At 64.5% G+C, this 17,876-nt stretch carries 17 protein-coding genes; 12 read left to right on the top strand and 5 right to left on the bottom strand.

From position 1 onward, the window contains the following. Positions 1-5: 5 nt before the first annotated feature. The 6 genes from U5A57_RS04880 to U5A57_RS04855 all read left to right on the top strand — a co-directional run bounded on the left by U5A57_RS04880 (position 6) and on the right by U5A57_RS04855 (position 5,717). Positions 6-1,520, top strand: coding sequence for an NCS1 family nucleobase:cation symporter-1 (locus U5A57_RS04880; RefSeq protein WP_321908702.1), 1,515 nt, complete (start codon positions 6-8; stop codon positions 1,518-1,520). 37 nt (positions 1,521-1,557) lie between these two features. After that, a complete protein-coding gene (locus tag U5A57_RS04875) occupies positions 1,558-2,346 on the top strand; it encodes an aspartate/glutamate racemase family protein (protein WP_321908701.1) in 789 nt (262 codons plus the stop codon). Positions 2,347-2,604: 258 nt separating this feature from the next. After that, entirely contained in the window at positions 2,605-3,564 is a 960-nt protein-coding gene (puuE, locus tag U5A57_RS04870) for an allantoinase PuuE (RefSeq protein WP_321908699.1), read from the top strand. Further along, positions 3,561-4,082 carry a 2-oxo-4-hydroxy-4-carboxy-5-ureidoimidazoline decarboxylase gene (gene uraD, locus U5A57_RS04865; RefSeq protein ID WP_321908698.1) on the top strand — a complete coding sequence of 174 codons (522 nt, stop codon included), beginning with the start codon at positions 3,561-3,563 and terminating at the stop codon, positions 4,080-4,082. The genes puuE and uraD overlap by 4 nt, the downstream gene beginning before the upstream one ends. An 81-nt stretch (positions 4,083-4,163) precedes the next feature. Then, positions 4,164-5,174 (top strand): allantoicase, encoded by a 1,011-nt coding sequence (gene alc, locus U5A57_RS04860; protein WP_321908696.1) that lies wholly within the window; start codon positions 4,164-4,166, stop codon positions 5,172-5,174. Between the two features lie 18 nt (positions 5,175-5,192). Continuing rightward, the gene (locus U5A57_RS04855) at positions 5,193-5,717 is read left to right on the top strand and encodes an ureidoglycolate lyase (RefSeq protein ID WP_321908695.1); all 525 of its coding nucleotides are present in this window, start codon (positions 5,193-5,195) and stop codon (positions 5,715-5,717) included. Here U5A57_RS04855 and U5A57_RS04850 read toward each other — a convergent pair. The 3 genes from U5A57_RS04850 to uraH form a co-directional block, all read right to left on the bottom strand. Further along, entirely contained in the window at positions 5,650-6,186 is a 537-nt protein-coding gene (locus U5A57_RS04850) for a hypothetical protein (protein WP_321908693.1), read from the bottom strand. The genes U5A57_RS04855 and U5A57_RS04850 overlap by 68 nt on opposite strands. A gap of 107 nt (positions 6,187-6,293) precedes the next feature. Next, on the bottom strand, positions 6,294-7,487 hold the full coding sequence (locus U5A57_RS04845; RefSeq protein ID WP_321908692.1) for a urate hydroxylase PuuD: 1,194 nt from the start codon (positions 7,485-7,487) through the stop codon (positions 6,294-6,296). A 225-nt stretch (positions 7,488-7,712) separates the two neighbouring features. Continuing rightward, positions 7,713-8,066 (bottom strand): hydroxyisourate hydrolase, encoded by a 354-nt coding sequence (uraH, locus tag U5A57_RS04840; RefSeq protein WP_321908690.1) that lies wholly within the window; start codon positions 8,064-8,066, stop codon positions 7,713-7,715. A gap of 598 nt (positions 8,067-8,664) precedes the next feature. Here uraH and U5A57_RS04835 point away from each other — a divergent pair. Further along, a complete protein-coding gene (locus U5A57_RS04835; protein ID WP_321908689.1) occupies positions 8,665-10,065 on the top strand; it encodes an 8-oxoguanine deaminase in 1,401 nt (466 codons plus the stop codon). Positions 10,066-10,136: 71 nt separating this feature from the next. Here U5A57_RS04835 and U5A57_RS04830 read toward each other — a convergent pair whose 3' ends face one another. Then, a complete protein-coding gene (locus tag U5A57_RS04830) occupies positions 10,137-11,069 on the bottom strand; it encodes a LysR substrate-binding domain-containing protein (protein ID WP_158757707.1) in 933 nt (310 codons plus the stop codon). A gap of 267 nt (positions 11,070-11,336) precedes the next feature. Here U5A57_RS04830 and U5A57_RS04825 point away from each other — a divergent pair, with 267 nt between their 5' ends. From U5A57_RS04825 to U5A57_RS04810, 4 genes are all read left to right on the top strand, one after another. Further along, positions 11,337-12,962 (top strand): ABC transporter ATP-binding protein, encoded by a 1,626-nt coding sequence (locus U5A57_RS04825; RefSeq protein ID WP_321908687.1) that lies wholly within the window; start codon positions 11,337-11,339, stop codon positions 12,960-12,962. 66 nt (positions 12,963-13,028) lie between these two features. Then, positions 13,029-14,135 (top strand): ABC transporter permease, encoded by a 1,107-nt coding sequence (locus tag U5A57_RS04820; protein WP_321908685.1) that lies wholly within the window; start codon positions 13,029-13,031, stop codon positions 14,133-14,135. 39 nt (positions 14,136-14,174) lie between these two features. Continuing rightward, on the top strand, positions 14,175-15,104 hold the full coding sequence (locus U5A57_RS04815; RefSeq protein WP_321908684.1) for an ABC transporter permease: 930 nt from the start codon (positions 14,175-14,177) through the stop codon (positions 15,102-15,104). A 135-nt stretch (positions 15,105-15,239) separates the two neighbouring features. Further along, positions 15,240-16,325 (top strand): BMP family ABC transporter substrate-binding protein, encoded by a 1,086-nt coding sequence (locus U5A57_RS04810; protein ID WP_321908682.1) that lies wholly within the window; start codon positions 15,240-15,242, stop codon positions 16,323-16,325. A gap of 172 nt (positions 16,326-16,497) precedes the next feature. On the opposite strand, the gene U5A57_RS04805 is transcribed toward U5A57_RS04810, so the two are convergent. Next, positions 16,498-16,707 (bottom strand): dodecin, encoded by a 210-nt coding sequence (locus U5A57_RS04805; protein ID WP_158757712.1) that lies wholly within the window; start codon positions 16,705-16,707, stop codon positions 16,498-16,500. A gap of 188 nt (positions 16,708-16,895) precedes the next feature. On the opposite strand from U5A57_RS04805, the gene U5A57_RS04800 reads away from it, so the two are divergent. Continuing rightward, a complete protein-coding gene (locus U5A57_RS04800) occupies positions 16,896-17,795 on the top strand; it encodes an NAD(P)-dependent oxidoreductase (RefSeq protein ID WP_415774579.1) in 900 nt (299 codons plus the stop codon). Positions 17,796-17,876: the final 81 nt, after the last annotated feature.

The raw sequence follows: 17,876 nt of genomic DNA, 5'->3' as shown, positions 1-17,876 counted from the left end.
GGATCATGGCTCAGTTCAGCGCGTCACCTGGCAGTCCGGCAGTGCCCAATTTCGAATCCGGCGAAAGCAGCGAGTCCGCAGAAAACCTGCGCTTGCCGGCCGGCTACAGCGAGCGGCTCTACAACCACGACCTCGCGCCGCTCAAGGAGCAGACCTGGGGCGCGTACAACATCTTCGCGTTCTGGATGTCCGACGTGCATAGCGTCGGTGGCTACGTGTTCGCGGGGAGCCTCTTCGCGCTTGGCCTCACGAGCTGGCAAGTGCTCGTAGCGCTGATCGTCGGCATCTCCATCGTCAACGTGCTTTGCAACCTGATCGCGCGGCCCAGCCAGCGTCACGGCGTGCCGTACCCGGTGGCCTGTCGCGGTACCTTCGGCGTGCTCGGGGCCAATATCCCCGCTGTGATTCGCGGCCTTATCGCCGTGGCGTGGTACGGCATTCAGACCTATCTTGCTTCGAGCGCGCTCGTGATCGTCGTGCTCAAATTCGTTCCGCAACTCATGCCTTATGCCGATGTGCACAAGCACGGCCTGCTTGGGCTGTCGGCTGTCGGTTGGGCCGGTTTCATGACGCTCTGGGTGCTTCAAGCCCTCGTGTTCTGGAACGGCATGGAGACCATCAAGAAGTTCATCGACTTCGCGGGCCCGGCGGTTTATGTCGTGATGTTCGCGCTTGCGGGCTACATGGTGTATCGCGCGGGCTGGCACAACATTGGGCTGAATCTCGGCGGTGTGAAGTATCACGGTGCAGAAGTGATTCCCGTGATGATCACGGCTATCTCGCTCGTGGTGTCGTACTTCTCGGGGCCGATGCTCAACTTCGGCGACTTCTCGCGCTACGGCAAGTCGCTCAAAAGCGTTCACAAGGGCAACTTCTGGGGTCTGCCCGTCAACTTCCTCGCATTCTCGCTCGTCACGGTTATCACGACGTCGGCCACGCTTCCTGTGTTCGGAGAACTGATTACTGATCCCGTCGAAACGGTCGGCCGCATCGACCACCCCACCGCTGTGATTCTCGGTGCACTCACGTTCACGATCGCGACCATCGGCATCAACATCGTCGCGAACTTCGTTTCGCCCGCGTTCGACTTTTCCAATGTCGCGCCGCGGCTCATCAGCTGGCGTGCGGGGGGCATGCTCGCTGCCGTCGCCTCGATCTTCATCACGCCGTGGAATCTCTTCAACAACCCGGCTGTGATCCACTACACGCTCGACATACTCGGTGCTTTCATCGGGCCTCTGTATGGTGTCCTGATTATCGACTTCTATCTCGTGAAGCGTGGACGTCTCGCCGTGGATGATCTCTATTCGGTGTCGCCGAAGGGAGCGTACTGGTATCGCAACGGCGTGAACTGGCGTGCGGTGTCGGCCTTGTTGCCCGCAGCGGTGATCGCGATTCTCTGCGTGATGGTGCCGTCGCTCGGAGGTGCCGCGAACTTCTCGTGGTTCATTGGCGCAGCGCTCGGCGCGCTGTTCTATCGCGCGCTCACGATGGGCGAACGCGCTCGCGCAAAGGCATGAGCGGCACGCAAAACCAGGCATCGACGAAGGAATCGAAATGCGCATCAAACTGATCAATCCGAACACCACGCAGCGTATGACCGCGGCGATGGAGCAGTGCGCGCGTGCCGTGATCGCACCGGGCACGGAGGTGGTGGCGGTGAGCCCGACGATGGGCCCGCCGTCGATCGAAGGCTATTACGACGAGGCGCTCGCCACACCTGGTCTGCTCGCCGAAGTGGAGGCGGGCGAGCGCGAAGGCTTCGACGGCTACGTGATCGCGTGTTTTGGCGACCCAGGCCTCTACGCGGCGCGCGAGTTGGCTCGCGGGCCCGTCGTGGGCATCGCGGAAGCCGCGATGCATGCGGCGAGCGTGCTCGCGCCCGGCTTCTCGGTCGTCACGACGCTCTCGCGCACCCGCGCAATGGCCTGGCATCTCGCCGAGCGCTATGGCATGACGCGCTTTTGCCGCAACGTGCGTGCGATCGACGTGGCCGTGCTCGAACTCGATGAGCCGGGATCGGCCGCGCGCCGCGCGATCGTCGAAGAGTGCCGCCGTGCGCTCGAGGAAGATGGCGCGGACGCCATTGTGCTGGGTTGCGCGGGCATGACGAGTTTGTGCGCGCAAGTGGAGGACGCGCTGGGCGTGCCCGTGGTGGACGGTGTGACGGCCGCCGTGAAATGGGTGGAGGCGCTCGTCGCACTGCGCCTGACGACCGCCAAGCGGGGTGACTTCGCGCGGCCGCTGGCCAAGCGTTACGACGGCGATTTCGCGCGCTTCAGCCCGACCAACCTCGCGCCGGTCACGGAGACGCCGCCGCCCGTGCGCCCGCTGCGCTACGGGTAAACGTGTAACGCCTGCGAGCCGATGTGGCCGCCCATCTGTCCGGCAAACCGGGCGGCCACATACACCTCGCTTGACCCGTACTATCTGAGCGTGCGTATGGGCGCGTACGGGTGATTTCGCTACACTGAACCGGTCCTGTAAGCAGGTTGCGCGGACCGTCCGCCACGCCTGGCCAGACAGCGCCGGCGGCCGCTTCACGGCGCCTTGCCGTTGCGCGGATATTCGTCTCATCCTCTCTATTCGATTGATTCGACCAGCATGCCACTCGATCCCCAATATCCCCGCGATCTGATCGGTTATGGCCGGTATCCGGTGCAGGCCAACTGGCCCGGCCAGGCGCGCGTCGCGGTGCAGTTCGTGCTCAACTACGAAGAAGGCGGCGAAAACTGCGTGCTGCACGGCGACCCCGGCTCCGAACAGTTCCTCTCCGAAATCGTGGGCGCGGCTGCGTATCCCGCGCGCCACATGAGCATGGAGTCGATCTACGAATATGGTTCGCGTGCGGGCGTGTGGCGCATCCTGCGCGAATTCGAAAAGCGCGGTTTGCCGCTTACCGTGTTCGGCGTGGGCATGGCGATCGAGCGTCATCCCGAAGTCGCGCGCGCATTCGTCGAGCTGGGCCACGAGATCGCGTGCCACGGCTACCGCTGGATTCATTACCAGGACGTTTCGCCGGCCAAAGAAGCCGAGCACATGAAGCTCGGCATGGAAGCGATCGAGCGCGTGACAGGTGTGCGCCCGCTCGGCTGGTACACGGGCCGCGACAGCCCGAATACACATCGTCTGGTGGCCGAGTATGGCGGCTTCCTCTACGACTCCGATTACTACGGCGACGATCTGCCTTTCTGGATGGACGTGGAAGTCACGGGCGGCAAGACGGTGCCGCAACTGATCGTGCCTTACACGCTCGACACGAACGACATGCGCTTCGCGTCGCCCCAGGGCTTCAACACGGCGGACCACTTCTTCACGTACTTGCGCGACGCGTTTGACGTGCTCTACGAAGAAGGCAACGAGGCGCCGAAGATGCTGTCGATCGGCATGCACTGCCGGCTGCTCGGGCGCCCAGGGCGTTTTCGTGCGCTGCAGCGCTTTCTCGATCACATCGAAAAACATGAGCGCGTGTGGGTCACGCGCCGCGTGGACATCGCGCGCCACTGGCGCGAGCATCATCCCTATCAACCGCAGCAGAACGACCACCGCGGGGCCGCCGCATGAAGGCAATGCACTACACCCTCGAACAGCTGAATCAAGCTTCGGCCGACGCCTTCGTGGCGGCGCTTTCGGGCATCTTCGAGCACTCGCCCTGGGTGGCCGAAGCGGCCGCGCAGCAGCGCCCGTTTGCAAGCATCGACGCGCTGCATCGCACCATGTCGCAGGCCGTGGAAGCCTCGGGCGAGGTCAAGCAGCTTGCGCTCATTAACGCCCACCCGGAGCTTGCGGGCAAGGCTGCCGTGCGCGGCGAGCTGACTGCCGAGTCCACGCGCGAGCAAAGCGGCGCGGGCCTGAATCAGTGCACGCAGGAAGAGTTCGACAAGCTCCTCGCGCTCAACGGCGCGTATCGAGAGAAGTTCGGATTCCCATTCATTCTGGCTGTGCGCGGCTATGACCGCCACGGCATCATCGCGAACTTCGAGGCGCGCGTGAACAACAGCCGCGCCGATGAAATGCGCGCGAGCCTCGACCAGATTTACCGCATTGCGCGCTTCAGGTTGGATGAACTGATCGACGCGTAACGTGGCGATGCGCCCTCCGGTTTTTCGCGAGAGGGCGCAGCGCCGTTTTGATCTACAGAAAAGACACGAAGGAAGACAACGATGGCACTCCCGACTCTCGACCCCAACGCCCCTGATTTCACGCGCCGCTTCGTGAATCTCGCGGACCCGCGCCTGGGTGCGCAGGCGCTCGAGGCGAGCGACGACTTCTTCGCACCGAAGGATCGCATGCTCAATCCGGAGGCTGCCGTCTTCATTCCGGGCAAGTACGACGAACACGGCAAGTGGATGGACGGCTGGGAAACGCGCCGCAAGCGCACGACCGGCTACGACTGGTGCATCGTGAAGCTCGCGCGCCCGGGCGTCATCAAGGGCCTCGATATCGATACGAGCCACTTTACGGGCAACTATCCGCCGGCGGCGTCGGTTGAAGGCGCGTATGTGGCGGACGGCGCACCCACTGCGACGACGCAATGGACGGAAATCGTCCCCTCGACCTCGTTGAACGGCAATAGCCACCACTACGTGGAAGTATCGAGCGAGAAGCCGTACACGCACTTGCGCGTGAACATCTATCCCGATGGCGGCATTGCGCGTTTGCGCGTGTATGGCCAGCCGCAAGTGGACTGGGCGGGCGCGAGCCGCACCGAACTGTTTGACCTGGCCGCGATGGAAAACGGCGCGTACCTCGTTGGCGCGAACAACCAGCACTTTGGCATGGCCTCCACGCTGCTCATGCCGGGTCGCGGCGTGAACATGGGCGACGGCTGGGAAACGCGCCGCCGCCGCGAGCCTGGCAACGACTGGGCGATCATCGCGCTCGCGCAACCGGGCATCATCAAGAAGATCGAAGTCGATACGGCGCACTTCAAGGGCAACTACCCCGACCGCTGCTCGTTCCAGGCCGCGCGCGTGGTCGGTGGCACGGACAGCTCGCTCGTGACCCAGGCCATGTTCTGGCCGGTGCTGCTCGGCGAGCAAAAGCTGCAAATGGACAAGCAGCACTACTTTGAGAGTGAGCTGGCCGCGCTCGGCCCGGTTACGCACGTACGCTTCAACATTTTCCCCGATGGCGGCGTTTCGCGCGTGCGTCTGTGGGGCACGCTCGCGTGATCGGGTGACGAGGCCATCATGAGTGAAACAAGGACGACGCTGACCATCGAGCCGCTCACGCGCGAGGCGTTCGCGCCATTCGGCGACGTGATTGAGCTGGCAGGCGCAAAGCAGATTCCGATTAATCTCGGTACCACAATCCGCTATCACGACCTCGCGAAAGTGGATGTCACCGACGAAGGCGGCCGCACGCTCGTGAATCTGTTTCGCGGGCAGCCTCGCGAACTGCCGTTCGAAGTGAAGATGCTCGAGCGGCATCCGCTTGGCAGCCAGGCGTTCGTGCCGCTCAACGAGAAGCCGTATCTCGTGGTGGTCGCGCCGGCTGGCGATCTGGATGTCACGCAGATTCGCGCTTTCGTATCACGCGGTTGGCAGGGCGTGAACTATGCGAAGGGCGTTTGGCACCATCCGCTGATCGCTTTGGGCGAGGTAACCGATTTCATCGTCGTCGATCGCGGCGGCGACGGGCTCAATCTCAACGAGCAGGATTTGCCTGAGTCGCTTTGGTTGACGCAAGAGGCGATGAACGCGGCGATACGCTGATCATCTGCATTCCCGAGCAGTTCAAAAAGCCACGACCGACGTCGTGGCTTTTTTTATGTTTGCGCGGTTCGCTTCGCTCGATGAGCCGTTGCGCCAGATTCTTGTGCGTCTGCGCAACGGTTTCACTTTCGCGGGGAGAGGGCGGCGCCGACGAGAAGAAGGCCGCGGTTGGTTCAGGAAGGCGCATACGTGGATCGATTTGGCCGCCGAGCGCGAGCGCCGGTTCAATCTCGACACGCTTCGATGCGCCCACGCGCAGGCGCAGCCGCGCGTAACAGTCACGCAAGCGCGGAACTTGCCTGCCATCTGATGTGTGCGCAAAGCGCAGCGACCTTTGGTGAACGCTTCTTTTGGGGCTGTGCGCACGCACGGCGTCGATCGGGTATCCGGCTGCGTTCAGCTTATAGCGCGCTGTGACAACGAGCTGGAGCAGTTCGTCCTCGTCAGGCTTGCCCGAAACGCAGGCCATTCGAAACGCGCCCCCAAAAGCAAAAGGACCCGAAGCGTATCGCACTTCGGGTCCTTCCTTTCCTGGTTGGCAGCGCGCGAATCATTCGATACGCGCTGCCGGCTACGTTACTGCTTCGCGCCCCCCTGGAACCACATCGCAATCTTCTGCCGCTCGTCGTCGGTCATATGCGTGACGTTGCCAAGCGGCATCGCCTTGAGCGTCACAGCCTGCTGATACAGCCGCTGCGCATTCTGCGAGATTTCATCGGGCGTATCGAACATCACGCCGGCGGGCGCCGCGCCCATCATCGTCGGGTGAGCAGAGTGGCAGGACGCGCAGCGCTGCTGCAGGATCGGCTGGATGTCCGAGACCTTGAGCGCCGGCGCATTTGCGGCTTCGGCCTGCGGCACGACCGGACGCGGCAGCGTCCACACGAGTGCGACGAACATCAGCGCCACGCCGCCGATCGGCAGATACCACAGCTGCTGGCCGCGATGACGCATCACGAAGAACTGGCGAATCAGCGCGCCGGCCAGCATGATCACCACGAGCACGGCCCAGTTATAGGCGTGGGCATAGGTCATGGCGTAGTGGTTCGAGAGCATCGCGAACACCACGGGCAGCGTGAAATAGGTGTTGTGCACCGAACGCTGCTTGCCGCGCTTGCCGTAGATCGGGTTCGGCACTTCGCCCTTGAGCATCGCGGCGACCATCTTGCGCTGGCCGGGGATGATGACGAAGAACACGTTGGCCGACATGATCGTCGCGAGCATCGCACCCATGATGAGATACGCAGCGCGGCCGGAGAAGATATGGCAGGCGAGGTAAGCGGCGATCACCACGTAGATGCCCACGCACACGCCGAGCAGTTTGTCTTTCGTACCGAGCACGCGGCACAGCGAGTCGTAGACGATCCAGCCCGCGGCGAGGAAGCCGAGCGCCGAGAAGACCGCGACGACCGGACCCATGTCGAGCACGTTCTTGTCGATGAGATACGTGTTCGGCGCCATCAGATACAGCACGGTGAAAAGCGACGCGCCCGAGAGCCACGTGGTGTACGACGGCCACTTCGACCAGTGCAGGTCGTCGGGCATTTCTGGCGGCGCCACGGTGTACTTCTGCATGTTGTAGAAGCCGCCGCCGTGCACGTGCCACAGCTCGCCGAACACGCCGCGGCGGCGCTGGTTCGGGTCCGTGGGCGGTTTGAGGCTGTTGTCGAGCGCGACGAAATAGAACGACTCGCCAATCCAGGCGATCGCCGCGATGACGTGGAACCAGCGCAGTGCGAGGTTCAGCCAGTCGGTAATAAAGCCTTCCATGAAACGTCTCCAGTCCTGATGCAAGGCGCGCGCGTTGGTTCGCACACGCTAACTGCGGGGTATGAGCGCGCCGTGCAGTTCCCGGGCCGTTCGCCGACCCTCGCGCTGCCGCGCCGCCGTTGTTGTTCGTATGACCTTGGGCTCGTTGAATCGGGCTTGAATATCGCCCGCAATGCCCTCTGAGAATGTGCTGCGGTGGTCGTTCCGTTGCCGCTCAGTTGCCGCTCAGCTGCCCCGATACGTGCTGTACGACCACGGCGACACGAGTAGCGGCACGTGGTAGTGCGAGCCGGCGTCGGCGATGCCGAAGCGCAGCACGACGCGGTCGACGAAACGCGGCTCGGGCACGTTCGCGCCTAAGGCGGCGAAGTAGTCGCCAGCGTGGAACACGAGTTCGTATTCGCCTTTGGCGAGCGCCTCGCCTTCGAGCAGCGGCGCGTCGCAGCGGCCGTCGTCATTGGTGGTCACGGTCTTGAGCGCGCGGCGTGCGTCGCCCGAGAGCGCAAAGAGCTCGACCTTGATGCCCGCGCCGGGACGGCCGTTCGCGGTGTCGAGCACGTGGGTAGTCAGCTTGCCCATTCGCAGTTTTCCTTGTGAGTGCCTGGTGCGATTGCGAGGTTTCAGCGGCAGCTCTCGATCCCATGCATGATGCATTGCGGCGGATCGAGGCTCCACGTCAGTGGCTACATACCCGTCGGCGGATCGAAGCGAGCGCCGTGAACGCATTTTAAGAACGATCGCCCCCGGCGAGCGCGAGCGATAGGAAAGATAAATCCGCGAGCATGAGGGTACGCCCTGGGTGCCGCGTGGGTGCCACATGGGTCCAATCGTCGATTGCGCCCCGGATCGACGCCGCGCCCCTTGTTTGCATCGTAGCGACGCCAAAAATCGACCTTTATATGCGTGGCGTAAATGTGGGTATCGCAGTGGCGCGAATTGCCATGACTATTTTGGTTGCGGATCGTAGAGGCCATGCGCAGCGCGTGCTGCGCGTCCCGAAGACGGCGGTGGACGCCGGGTAACCGGGCCAGCGGCGTCCTCGTCGGGACGCGTCGGCACCGGGCGCCTGGGCGACCGGCGAGGCCGGCGGGTGAGGCGAGGGCGTCTGGTTCACACGCCGCGCGAGCGAGAAGGGCTAAGGGCTTGCGGCGGCACGACAACGGAGCGAACAAGGACGATGGAACGCACACTCGCACAGGGCCAGGACCCGCAAAAGGCCGGCAAGACCTTGCTGGTGAAAAACGCCGACATGCTGGTGACGATGGACGGCGCACGCCGCGAAATTCGCGGCGGCGGTCTCTATATCGAAGGCAACCGCATCGTCGCGGTCGGCACGACGGCGGAGTTGCCCGCCACGGCCGACGAGGTGATCGACGCGAGCGGCCACCTCGTGACGCCGGGACTCATCAATACGCATCACCACATGTACCAGAGCCTCACGCGGGCCGTGCCGGCCGCGCAGGACGCCGAACTGTTCGGCTGGCTCACGAATCTGTACAAGGTATGGGCGAACCTCACGCCCGAGATGATCGAGGTCTCCACGCTCACGGCAATGTCGGAACTGCTGCTCTCGGGCTGCACAACGTCGAGCGATCATCTGTACATCTACCCGAACGGCAGTCGTCTGGACGACAGCATTCGCGCCGCGCAACGCATCGGCATGCGTTTTCATGCGAGCCGCGGCAGCATGAGCGTCGGGCAGAAGGACGGCGGCTTGCCGCCCGATTCCGTGGTCGAGCGCGAAGACGCGATTCTTGCCGACACGCAGCGCCTCATCGAGACGTATCACGACGAGGGCCGGTACGCGATGCTGCGCGTCGTGGTGGCGCCATGCTCGCCGTTCTCGGTGAGCCGCGATCTGATGCGCGAATCGGCGGTGCTCGCGCGGCACTACGGCGTGTCGATGCACACGCATCTCGCCGAGAACGTCAACGACATTGCTTACAGCCGCGAAAAGTTCGGCATGACGCCTGCCGAATACGCCGAGGATCTCGGCTGGGTGGGCCGCGACGTATGGCATGCGCACTGCGTACAGCTCGACGACCACGGTATCGGCCTATTCGGCCGCACCGGCACGGGCGTCGCGCATTGCCCATGCTCGAACATGCGGCTCGCCTCGGGCATCGCGCCCGTGAAAAAGATGCGGCTCGCGGGCGTGCCGGTTGGACTTGGCGTGGATGGCTCGGCGTCGAACGACGGCGCGCAGATGGTGGCCGAAGCGCGTCAGGCCATGCTCCTTGCGCGCGTGGGTTTCGGCCCGGACGCCATGACGGCGCGCGAAGCGCTCGAAATCGCGACGCTGGGCGGCGCGCAGGTGCTGGGCCGCGACGACATTGGCGCGCTCGCACCCGGCATGGCGGCCGACTTCGTGGCGTTCGACTTGCGCCAGCCGCTTTTCGCCGGGGCGCTGCACGATCCGGTCGCGGCGCTGGTGTTTTGCGCGCCCTCACAGGTCGCGCTGAGCGTGATCGGCGGGCGCGTGGTCGTGAAGGAGGGCGTGTTGCAGACGGTGGAGCTCGGGCCGGTCATCGAGCGGCACAACCGGCTCGCGGCGCAACTCGTGGAGATGGCGCGCTAAGTCAGGTCAGCGCGCAACGCACAAGGGTGTAGAAGCAGTCAGGCGGCCGCAGCAACCTGCGGCCGTGATACTCAAGGCTTGTCGATCAGCGTCTTCGTCGCTTCGGCGATGAGGCTGCGCAACCAGCGTACTTCGTCCGAGTAATGACAGCGTTCGTGCCACAACTGGTAGTACTGCATCGGCGGGAAGTCGAGCGGCGCGGGCACGACCGTGAGCGGCAGGAAGCGCGCATAGTGGTCGGCGAAAAGGCGCGTGGTCGTGAAGACCAGGTCCGACTTGACGAGCACGTAGGGCGCGAGATTGAAGTACGGGAGCGTAACGACCACGTGGCGCTTGAGGCGCTCGCGGGCGAGGTGCACGTCGATGGCGCCGCGCTGGCCCACGGAATAGGGCGTGGGCGCGAGATGCGGCGCGTTCAGGTACTGGTCGAGTGTGAGCCCGCCGCGCTTGGCGAACGGGTGCGTGTTGCTCATCAGGCAAACGATCTGGTCGACGAACAGGTTCGAGAGGTGCAGCTGTTCGGGCGGTTCGGGCCAGTTGCCGATGACGATATCGAGCTTGCCTTCCTCGAGCGCGAGCTCGTAGTCGAACGCGGGCCCGAGCGAGTGGAACTCGAGTGTGGCGTTGGGCGCGGCCTGACGAAAGCGCTCGACCACGGTCGGCACGAACAGGACGTTCAGATAGTCAGGACAGCCAATCCGGTAACAGCGGATGGAAGTGGCGGGGTCGAAATTGTGTTGCTGGAAGCGGATGCGCTCGATCTCGCGCAGCGCGTTCTGAACGGGCTCGAGCAGGCGCAGGCCGTACTCGGTCGGCACCATGCCGGACTTGCCGCGCACGAGCAGCGGGTCGCCGGTGATGTCGCGCAGACGCCGCAGCGCCGCGCTGATTGCGGGCTGGGACTGATTGAGCTTGACGGCCGCGCGTGTCACGCTGCGCTCCATCAGAAGCGTGTGCAAGACGCGCAAGAGGTACGTGTCGATCGCCTCGCGTTGCTGACTCATGAATTCTCCGAATTATATGTTCTGGCTGATCGATAGGGCTTGGGGGTATATCGTTTTTAATATGGACAAAAAGTGACGTCAAGCGAGGCTTACCCCGAGACATAGGCCGGGCGGCCCGTGCAGCGAGGCAACAGCGATTTTTGGCGGCTCGACCTGCGGGGGGCTAACAGGTATCGTCACCCCCGCACGGCGGCGCACGGCGCCTGGGCAAAGCGGTAAGCATCAAACGGTTTTCGGACAGCAATAACGTACAACGGCGGAACCTCCATGGGTGATTCTTCTTCACGTCAGGCAACGCTTGCGCAGGACGGCAGCGGCGTGCCGCGCCTCGCGCTTGCCGGCATCACCAAGCAGTACCCGGCGGTGCGCGCGAACGACGACGTCACGCTCTCGGTCGCGCCGGGCGAAATACACGCCTTGCTCGGCGAGAACGGCGCGGGCAAGAGCACGCTCATGAAGATCGTCTACGGCGCGGTGCGCCCGGACGCCGGCGAGATTCGATGGGAAGGCCAGGTGGTCGAAATCGCCAATCCGGCTGCGGCGCGCAAGCTCGGCATCGGCATGGTGTTCCAGCATTTTTCGTTGTTCGAAACGCTGACCGTCGGCGAGAACATTGCGCTTTCGCTCGACGAACCGTTCGACCTGAAAACGCTCGGCAAACGCATTCGCGAGGTGTCGGCGCAATACGGCCTCGATGTCGATCCGCAGCGCCACGTGCATAGCCTCACGGTGGGCGAGCGGCAGCGCGTGGAAATCGTGCGCTGCCTGCTGCAGAACCCGCGTCTTCTGATCATGGACGAGCCGACTTCGGTGCTCACGCCGCAAGCCGTGCGCAAGCTGTTCGGCACACTGCGGAGGCTGGCCTCCGAAGGCTGCAGCATTCTCTATATCAGCCACAAACTCGACGAAATCCAGGAGCTTTGCGACACGGCCACCGTGCTGCGCGGCGGCAAGGTCACGGGCCACGTTATTCCGCGCGAAGAAACGCACGCCTCCCTCGCGCGGTTGATGGTGGGGCGCGAGTTGCCCGACTATACGCGGCGCGCGCACACGCCTGGTGACGTGCTACTCGAGGCAAAGCATCTGTCGATGCCGAGCGACGACCCATTCGGCACGTCGCTCAACGACGTATCGTTCAGCGTGCATGCAGGCGAGATTCTCGGCATTGCCGGCGTCTCGGGCAACGGCCAGGCGGAATTGCTCGCGGCGCTCTCGGGCGAGGCGCAAGCGGCACGCCACGGCGTGAGCGCCGATGCGGTCAAGATTTGCGGCAAGCCTGCAGGACGGCTTTCCGCCGGGGCGCGCCGCAAGCTCGGCTTCGCGTTCGTGCCGGAGGAGCGGCTGGGGCGCGGCGCGGTGCCGGCCATGTCGCTTGCCGAAAACGCCTTGCTCACGGCGCACCGCGAAGGCATGGTGCGCACGGGGTGGCTCAAGACCGGCGCAATGCGCGCGTTCGCCGAGCGCTGCATCGATGCGTTCGATGTGCGCTGCGGCGGCCCGGACGCGCTCGCGCAGAGCCTCTCGGGCGGCAATCTGCAGAAGTACATCGTCGGGCGCGAGATTCTCCAGGCGCCGAAGGTGCTCGTGGTCGCACAGCCCACCTGGGGCGTGGACGTGGGCGCGGCGGCGTTCATCCGTCAGCAGTTGCTCGACCTTTCGGCGCGCGGCGTGGCGATACTCGTGATCTCGGAAGAACTGGAAGAACTGTTCGACATCTGCGACCGCATTGCCGTGCTCGCAGGCGGACGCCTTTCCCCCGCGCGTTTGACTGGCGAGACGAACGCCGAGGAAATCGGCCGCTGGATGGCGGGGCTCTTTGGCGAGCGCACCGAACATGGAGGCGGCGGCCGGCCGAACGGCGAGCCGCCCGCGCAGACCGTGGCGAACGCCTGATATGCGGCACAGAACGACACGCGCACGCTGATAAACCACTCGAGACCCCCCACCGATTTCACGACCATGATCTTCCCGTACCGACTCGAAGCCCGCACGACGCCCTCGCGCACAGTGCGCATCGCCGTGCCGGTCATTGCGGCGCTGCTCACGCTCGCGATTGGCTTCCTGATCTTCGGCCTTGTGGGCCGCGATCCCTTGCAGGCCATGCACGCGTTCTTCATCGAACCGCTTTCGAGCGTCAACGGCTGGTCCGAACTCTTGCTCAAAGCCTCGCCGCTTTGCCTGATCGCGCTCGGTCTCGCGGCGGGCTATCGCGCCAACGTGTGGAACATCGGTGCGGAAGGGCAGATGGTGCTGGGCGGCATCGCGGCGAGCGGCGTGGCGATCTACTTCGATCAATCCACGGGCTGGTGGATTCTGTTCCTGATGATGTTCGCGGGCGTGCTGGGCGGCATGGCGTGGGCGGCGATTCCCGCGTGGCTCAAGAGCCGCTTCAACACCAACGAAATTCTCACGAGCCTCATGCTCACCTACGTCGCCACGCAACTGCTGATCTGGCTCGTGAGCGGCCCCTGGCGCGACCCGCTAGGCATGAACTTTCCGCTCTCCGAAATGTTCAGCGGCGACGCGCTTTATCCGACCTTCGGTGGCGACTGGCGCATCCACTGGCTGCGCGGCACGCGCCTGAACGCGTCGATCTTCCTCACGCTCGCGGCCATTCCGCTCGTCTGGCTCTTCATGCGCCGCAGCTTCGCGGGCTACCGCATGAGCGTGGGCGGGCTCGCGCCGCTCGCCGCGCGATATGCGGGCTTCTCGGAGAAAAAGACGATCTGGACGTCGCTGCTGCTTTCCGGCGGCCTCGCGGGGCTCGCGGGCATGGGCGAAATTGCCGGCCCCATTGGCCAACTGCAGGCGACGTGGTCGCCGGGCTATGGCTTCACGGCGATCATCGTCGTGTTCGTCGGGCGGCTGCATCCGGTCGGCATCGTGCTCGCGAGCCTCTTGATGGCGCTGCTCTATCTGGGCGGCGAAGCAGTGCAGACGTCGCTGCAATTGCCGCAGGCGCTTTCCGGCGTCTTTCAGGGGCTGCTGCTCTTCTGCCTGCTTGGCGCTGACCTGTTCGTGAACTATCGCGTGCGCCGCCATCATTCGGTCACGGCCGCGAACTGATCAGCGCAATCCTGAGAACAACGAAACAGGCCACACGATATGGATATCCAGCAAGCCAGCTCGCTCGCATCGAGCGCCGTCACCGCCGCCATCCCGCTCATGTTTGCGGGCGTGGGCGAACTCGTCACCGAGAAGTCTGGGGTCCTAAACCTCGGCGTGGAAGGGATGATGCTGATGGGCGCCGTGACGGGCTACGCGGTCACGACCATTACCGGCAGCCCATGGCTTGGCCTCGTCGCGGGCATGGCCGCTGGCATTGTGATGTCGTTACTGTTCGGCTTCCTCGTGCTCACCATGCTCGCCAACCAGGTCGCGACAGGGCTCTCGCTCACGATCTTTGGCGTCGGGCTTTCGGCATATGTCGGCAAACCGTACACGTCGGCCGCCACGTCGGCGACCATCGCAACCTGGCCGATTCCGGGCCTCTCGCAACTGCCGGTGGTCGGGCAGGCGTTCTTCAGCCTCACGCCCGTCGATTACCTCGCGTTCATCATGTTCGCCGTGGTCGGCTGGTTCCTCTATCGCACGCGCGCCGGACTCGTGCTGCGCTCGGTGGGCGAGTCGCCGCAGGTCGCGCATTCGGTGGGCTTTCCCGTGATTGGCGTGCGCTATGGCGCGACGGCGTTCGGTGGCGCCATGGCCGGGCTCGCAGGCAGCTATTACTCCGTGGTGCAGCTGCATTTGTGGCAGGAGCAAATCACGGCAGGGCGCGGCTGGATTGCGCTTGCGCTCGTTGTGTTCGCGACGTGGCGCCCGGGGCGTCTCCTGATCGGCGCGCTGCTCTTTGGCGCGGTCACGGGCGCGCAGTTTTACGCGCAGGCCGTGGGCGTGCCGGTGCCCACGCAGTTCCTCGCCATGCTGCCGTACGTCGCGACGATCGTCGTGCTCGTGCTCATTTCGCGCAACCCGAACACGATCCGCCTGAACGCGCCGGCTTCGCTTGGCAAACCGTTCTTTGGCGCCGCCTAGGTGGGGCCACCTAGGTGCGGCCGCCTTGGTGCGGCCGCCTGGCAGGTAGCCGCAAAGCATGTAGTGGCAGTACGGAATACTAAACAACACGCATTAAATGCTCGCCGTTTTCCAATCCACGACAGGAGATCCACGATGAAAAAAACCATCCTGACCGCTTTCGCCGTCGCCGCCACGTGCGGCACGGCGGCGCTCGCGCCCGCGGCCCACGCCGCCGATGCGCCGGGCGTCGCGTTCGTCTACCTCGGCAATCCGGGCGATGCCGGCTGGACCTTCGCGCACGATCAGGGCTCGAAGGCCGCCGAGCAGAAGTTCGGCAACAAGATCAAGATCACGCGCGTGGAAAACGTGCCGGAATCGGCGGACTCGGAGCGCGTGTTTCGCGATCTCGCCAACAAGGGCAACAAGATCATCTTCGGTACGAGCTTCGGTTATCAGGACTTCCAGCTCAAGGTAGCGAAGGATTTCCCGGACACCGTGTTCCTCCACGCAACGGGCTACAAGAAGGCGCCGAACTTCGGCACCTATGACGTGCGCATGTATCAGGGCGCGTATCTCGCGGGCGTCGCGGCAGGCTACGCGACGAAGACGAACACGCTCGGCTTCGTCGCCTCCGTGCCGATTCCCGAGGTCGTACGCAATATCAACGCGTACACGCTCGGCGCGCGTTCGGTGAATCCGAAGGTGCACACCAAGGTCATCTGGATCAACAGCTGGTTCGATCCGGGCAAGGAGAAGCAAGCGGCTGAAACGCTGATCGGCCAGGGCGCCGACGTGCTGCTCCAGAACACCGACTCGAGCGCCACGCTCGCGACGGCCGAAGAGAAGCACGTCCACGCATTCGGCTGGGATTCGAACATGAAGAAGTTCGGCCCGAACGCGCACCTCGGCTCGGTCGAGGCGAACTGGGGCGTGTACTACGTCGCCGTGATCCAGCAGGTGCTCGACGGCAAGTGGAAGAACGACCCCGTGTGGTGGGGCATCCCGCAGAAGGCCGTCGATCTCGGCGACGTCAACACGTCCGAACTGTCGGCTGACGCGCAAAAGGCCGTTGCCACGAAGCGCGATCAGATCGCGAGCGGCAAGTGGGACGTCTTCACGGGCCCGATCAAGGATCAGGCGGGCGCAGTCAAGATTCCGGCCGGCAAATCGCTGACCGATCCGGAACTGCAACGCCTGAACTGGTACGTCGAAGGCGTGGACGGCTCGCTGCCGAAATAAGTATGGGGTGAGCGCACGTGCCGTCTCACACGGCGGCGCGTGCGCTTTCTTCGTACGATTTCGACATGCGTACGCGAAACGGCTGCGTGTAGCCCGCGAGGCTCGCGCAGCCGTTTTGCCTTGATCGTCATGCGGCAGGCGATGCGCCGACGCGGCCCGAAGCCGCGACGCGTCAGTCGTCGATGCGGATGCCCACCTTGATCGTGACCTGCCAGTGCGAGATTTGATCGTTTTCGATCAGCCCGCGCGTTTCCACGACTTCGAACCAGTGCAGATAACGCAGTGTCTTCGACGCTCGTGCGATCGCGCAGCGGATGGCGTCGTCGCTCGATACCTTCGACGAGCCGGTCAGTTCGATCTGCTTGTAGACGTGGTCGCTCATGGCAGTGTCTCCTCGGGAGCACGCGCGACGTGGGCGCGTCAATCGAGTATAGGCAACAGACCGCCAGCGCAAACATGAACGGTTCCAGCGCCGGTTATGATGGCGCCTCGCGTGAAGCCGGGCATCGAGCGTGTCCGGCAGGAACGGGCGCAACACGCCGGCAACAGAGGAAGCAGGAGACGAAAAGCATGAATGAGCAGGTACTGGGTTTTTGCGGACCAGGGCTGATGGGCGCACCGATGATCCGTCATTTGCTGCGTGCCGGGCACGCGGTGCGAGTGTGGAACCGGACGCCCGCGAAGGCCGAGGCGTTGATCGCCGACGGTGCGCAAGTGGCCGCGACACCCAACGAGCTGGCGCGCGAGGCCGATGTGGTGCTGCTGTGTGTCGCCGATGCGGCGGCGGTCGAGCAGGTGGTGTTCGGCGAGCACGGCCTTTTGGCCGTTGCGTCGGGCGAAAGCGTGCGCGTACGCTGCATCGTCGATCACTCGAGCATCCCTCCGGACGCAACGCAAAGGCTCGCGGAGCGCGCGGCGGCGTTCGGCGTGGGTTGGGTCGACGCACCGGTTTCGGGCGGCGTGGCGGGCGCGCAGAACGGCACGCTGGCGATCATGGCGGGCGGCGCGGCGGCCGACGTCGCCGCCGTTGCGCCTATCCTCGCTGCCTACTCGGCGCGCGTGACCCATATGGGCGGCGCGGGCGCGGGCCAGACCACCAAGCTGTGCAACCAGGCGATCGTCACGGCCACGGTCGCCGCGATTGCCGAAGCGGTGAGCCTCGCGCGGCGCAGCGGTATCGATGCGGCCAAACTGCCCGAGGCGCTCGCGGGCGGCTGGGCCGATTCGACGTTGCTGCGCACGTTCGTGCCGCGCATGACGCAGGAAGGGCTCGAACCTATCGGCGCGCTCAAGACGTTCCAGAAGGATGTGGACACGATCGCCGCTGCGGCCGCGCAGACGGGCACGCCCATGCCCGTTTCGGGCACGGTCCAGCAATTGCTGCGTCTGGCCGCGGCCATGGGCCTCGCGCAGGCCGATTTTTCGGGATTCATCGACGTGCTGCAGACGCCGCGCACCGGCGAATCCTGAGTCGCGCGGGCGCCTGCAGGTGCTGCCCGCAAGCGTTGTGGCCCCGTTGTAACCGGCGCGCAGGGCGGGCTTCACATTCCT

Origin of the sequence: Paraburkholderia sp. J11-2, assembly GCF_905220185.1 — a bacterium.
Taxonomy (GTDB): Bacteria; Pseudomonadota; Gammaproteobacteria; order Burkholderiales; family Burkholderiaceae; genus Paraburkholderia.
This window is presented reverse-complemented; position numbering and strand designations above follow the sequence as displayed.

Excerpts from the sequence above, each read along its gene's own strand:
- U5A57_RS04835 (WP_321908689.1), top strand. The coding sequence starts at position 8,665 with ATGGAACGCACACTCGCACAGGGCCAGGACCCGCAAAAGGCCGGCAAG.
- puuE (WP_321908699.1), top strand. The coding sequence starts at position 2,605 with ATGCCACTCGATCCCCAATATCCCCGCGATCTGATCGGTTATGGCCGG.
- alc (WP_321908696.1), top strand. The coding sequence starts at position 4,164 with ATGGCACTCCCGACTCTCGACCCCAACGCCCCTGATTTCACGCGCCGC.
- U5A57_RS04845 (WP_321908692.1), bottom strand. The coding sequence starts at position 7,487 with ATGGAAGGCTTTATTACCGACTGGCTGAACCTCGCACTGCGCTGGTTC.
- U5A57_RS04805 (WP_158757712.1), bottom strand. The coding sequence starts at position 16,707 with ATGAGCGACCACGTCTACAAGCAGATCGAACTGACCGGCTCGTCGAAG.
- uraH (WP_321908690.1), bottom strand. The coding sequence starts at position 8,066 with ATGGGCAAGCTGACTACCCACGTGCTCGACACCGCGAACGGCCGTCCC.
- U5A57_RS04820 (WP_321908685.1), top strand. The coding sequence starts at position 13,029 with ATGATCTTCCCGTACCGACTCGAAGCCCGCACGACGCCCTCGCGCACA.
- U5A57_RS04810 (WP_321908682.1), top strand. The coding sequence starts at position 15,240 with ATGAAAAAAACCATCCTGACCGCTTTCGCCGTCGCCGCCACGTGCGGC.
- U5A57_RS04800 (WP_415774579.1), top strand. The coding sequence starts at position 16,896 with ATGAATGAGCAGGTACTGGGTTTTTGCGGACCAGGGCTGATGGGCGCA.
- U5A57_RS04825 (WP_321908687.1), top strand. The coding sequence starts at position 11,337 with ATGGGTGATTCTTCTTCACGTCAGGCAACGCTTGCGCAGGACGGCAGC.
- U5A57_RS04875 (WP_321908701.1), top strand. The coding sequence starts at position 1,558 with ATGCGCATCAAACTGATCAATCCGAACACCACGCAGCGTATGACCGCG.
- U5A57_RS04855 (WP_321908695.1), top strand. The coding sequence starts at position 5,193 with ATGAGTGAAACAAGGACGACGCTGACCATCGAGCCGCTCACGCGCGAG.
- U5A57_RS04850 (WP_321908693.1), bottom strand. The coding sequence starts at position 6,186 with ATGGCCTGCGTTTCGGGCAAGCCTGACGAGGACGAACTGCTCCAGCTC.
- U5A57_RS04830 (WP_158757707.1), bottom strand. The coding sequence starts at position 11,069 with ATGAGTCAGCAACGCGAGGCGATCGACACGTACCTCTTGCGCGTCTTG.
- U5A57_RS04815 (WP_321908684.1), top strand. The coding sequence starts at position 14,175 with ATGGATATCCAGCAAGCCAGCTCGCTCGCATCGAGCGCCGTCACCGCC.
- uraD (WP_321908698.1), top strand. The coding sequence starts at position 3,561 with ATGAAGGCAATGCACTACACCCTCGAACAGCTGAATCAAGCTTCGGCC.
- U5A57_RS04880 (WP_321908702.1), top strand. The coding sequence starts at position 6 with ATGGCTCAGTTCAGCGCGTCACCTGGCAGTCCGGCAGTGCCCAATTTC.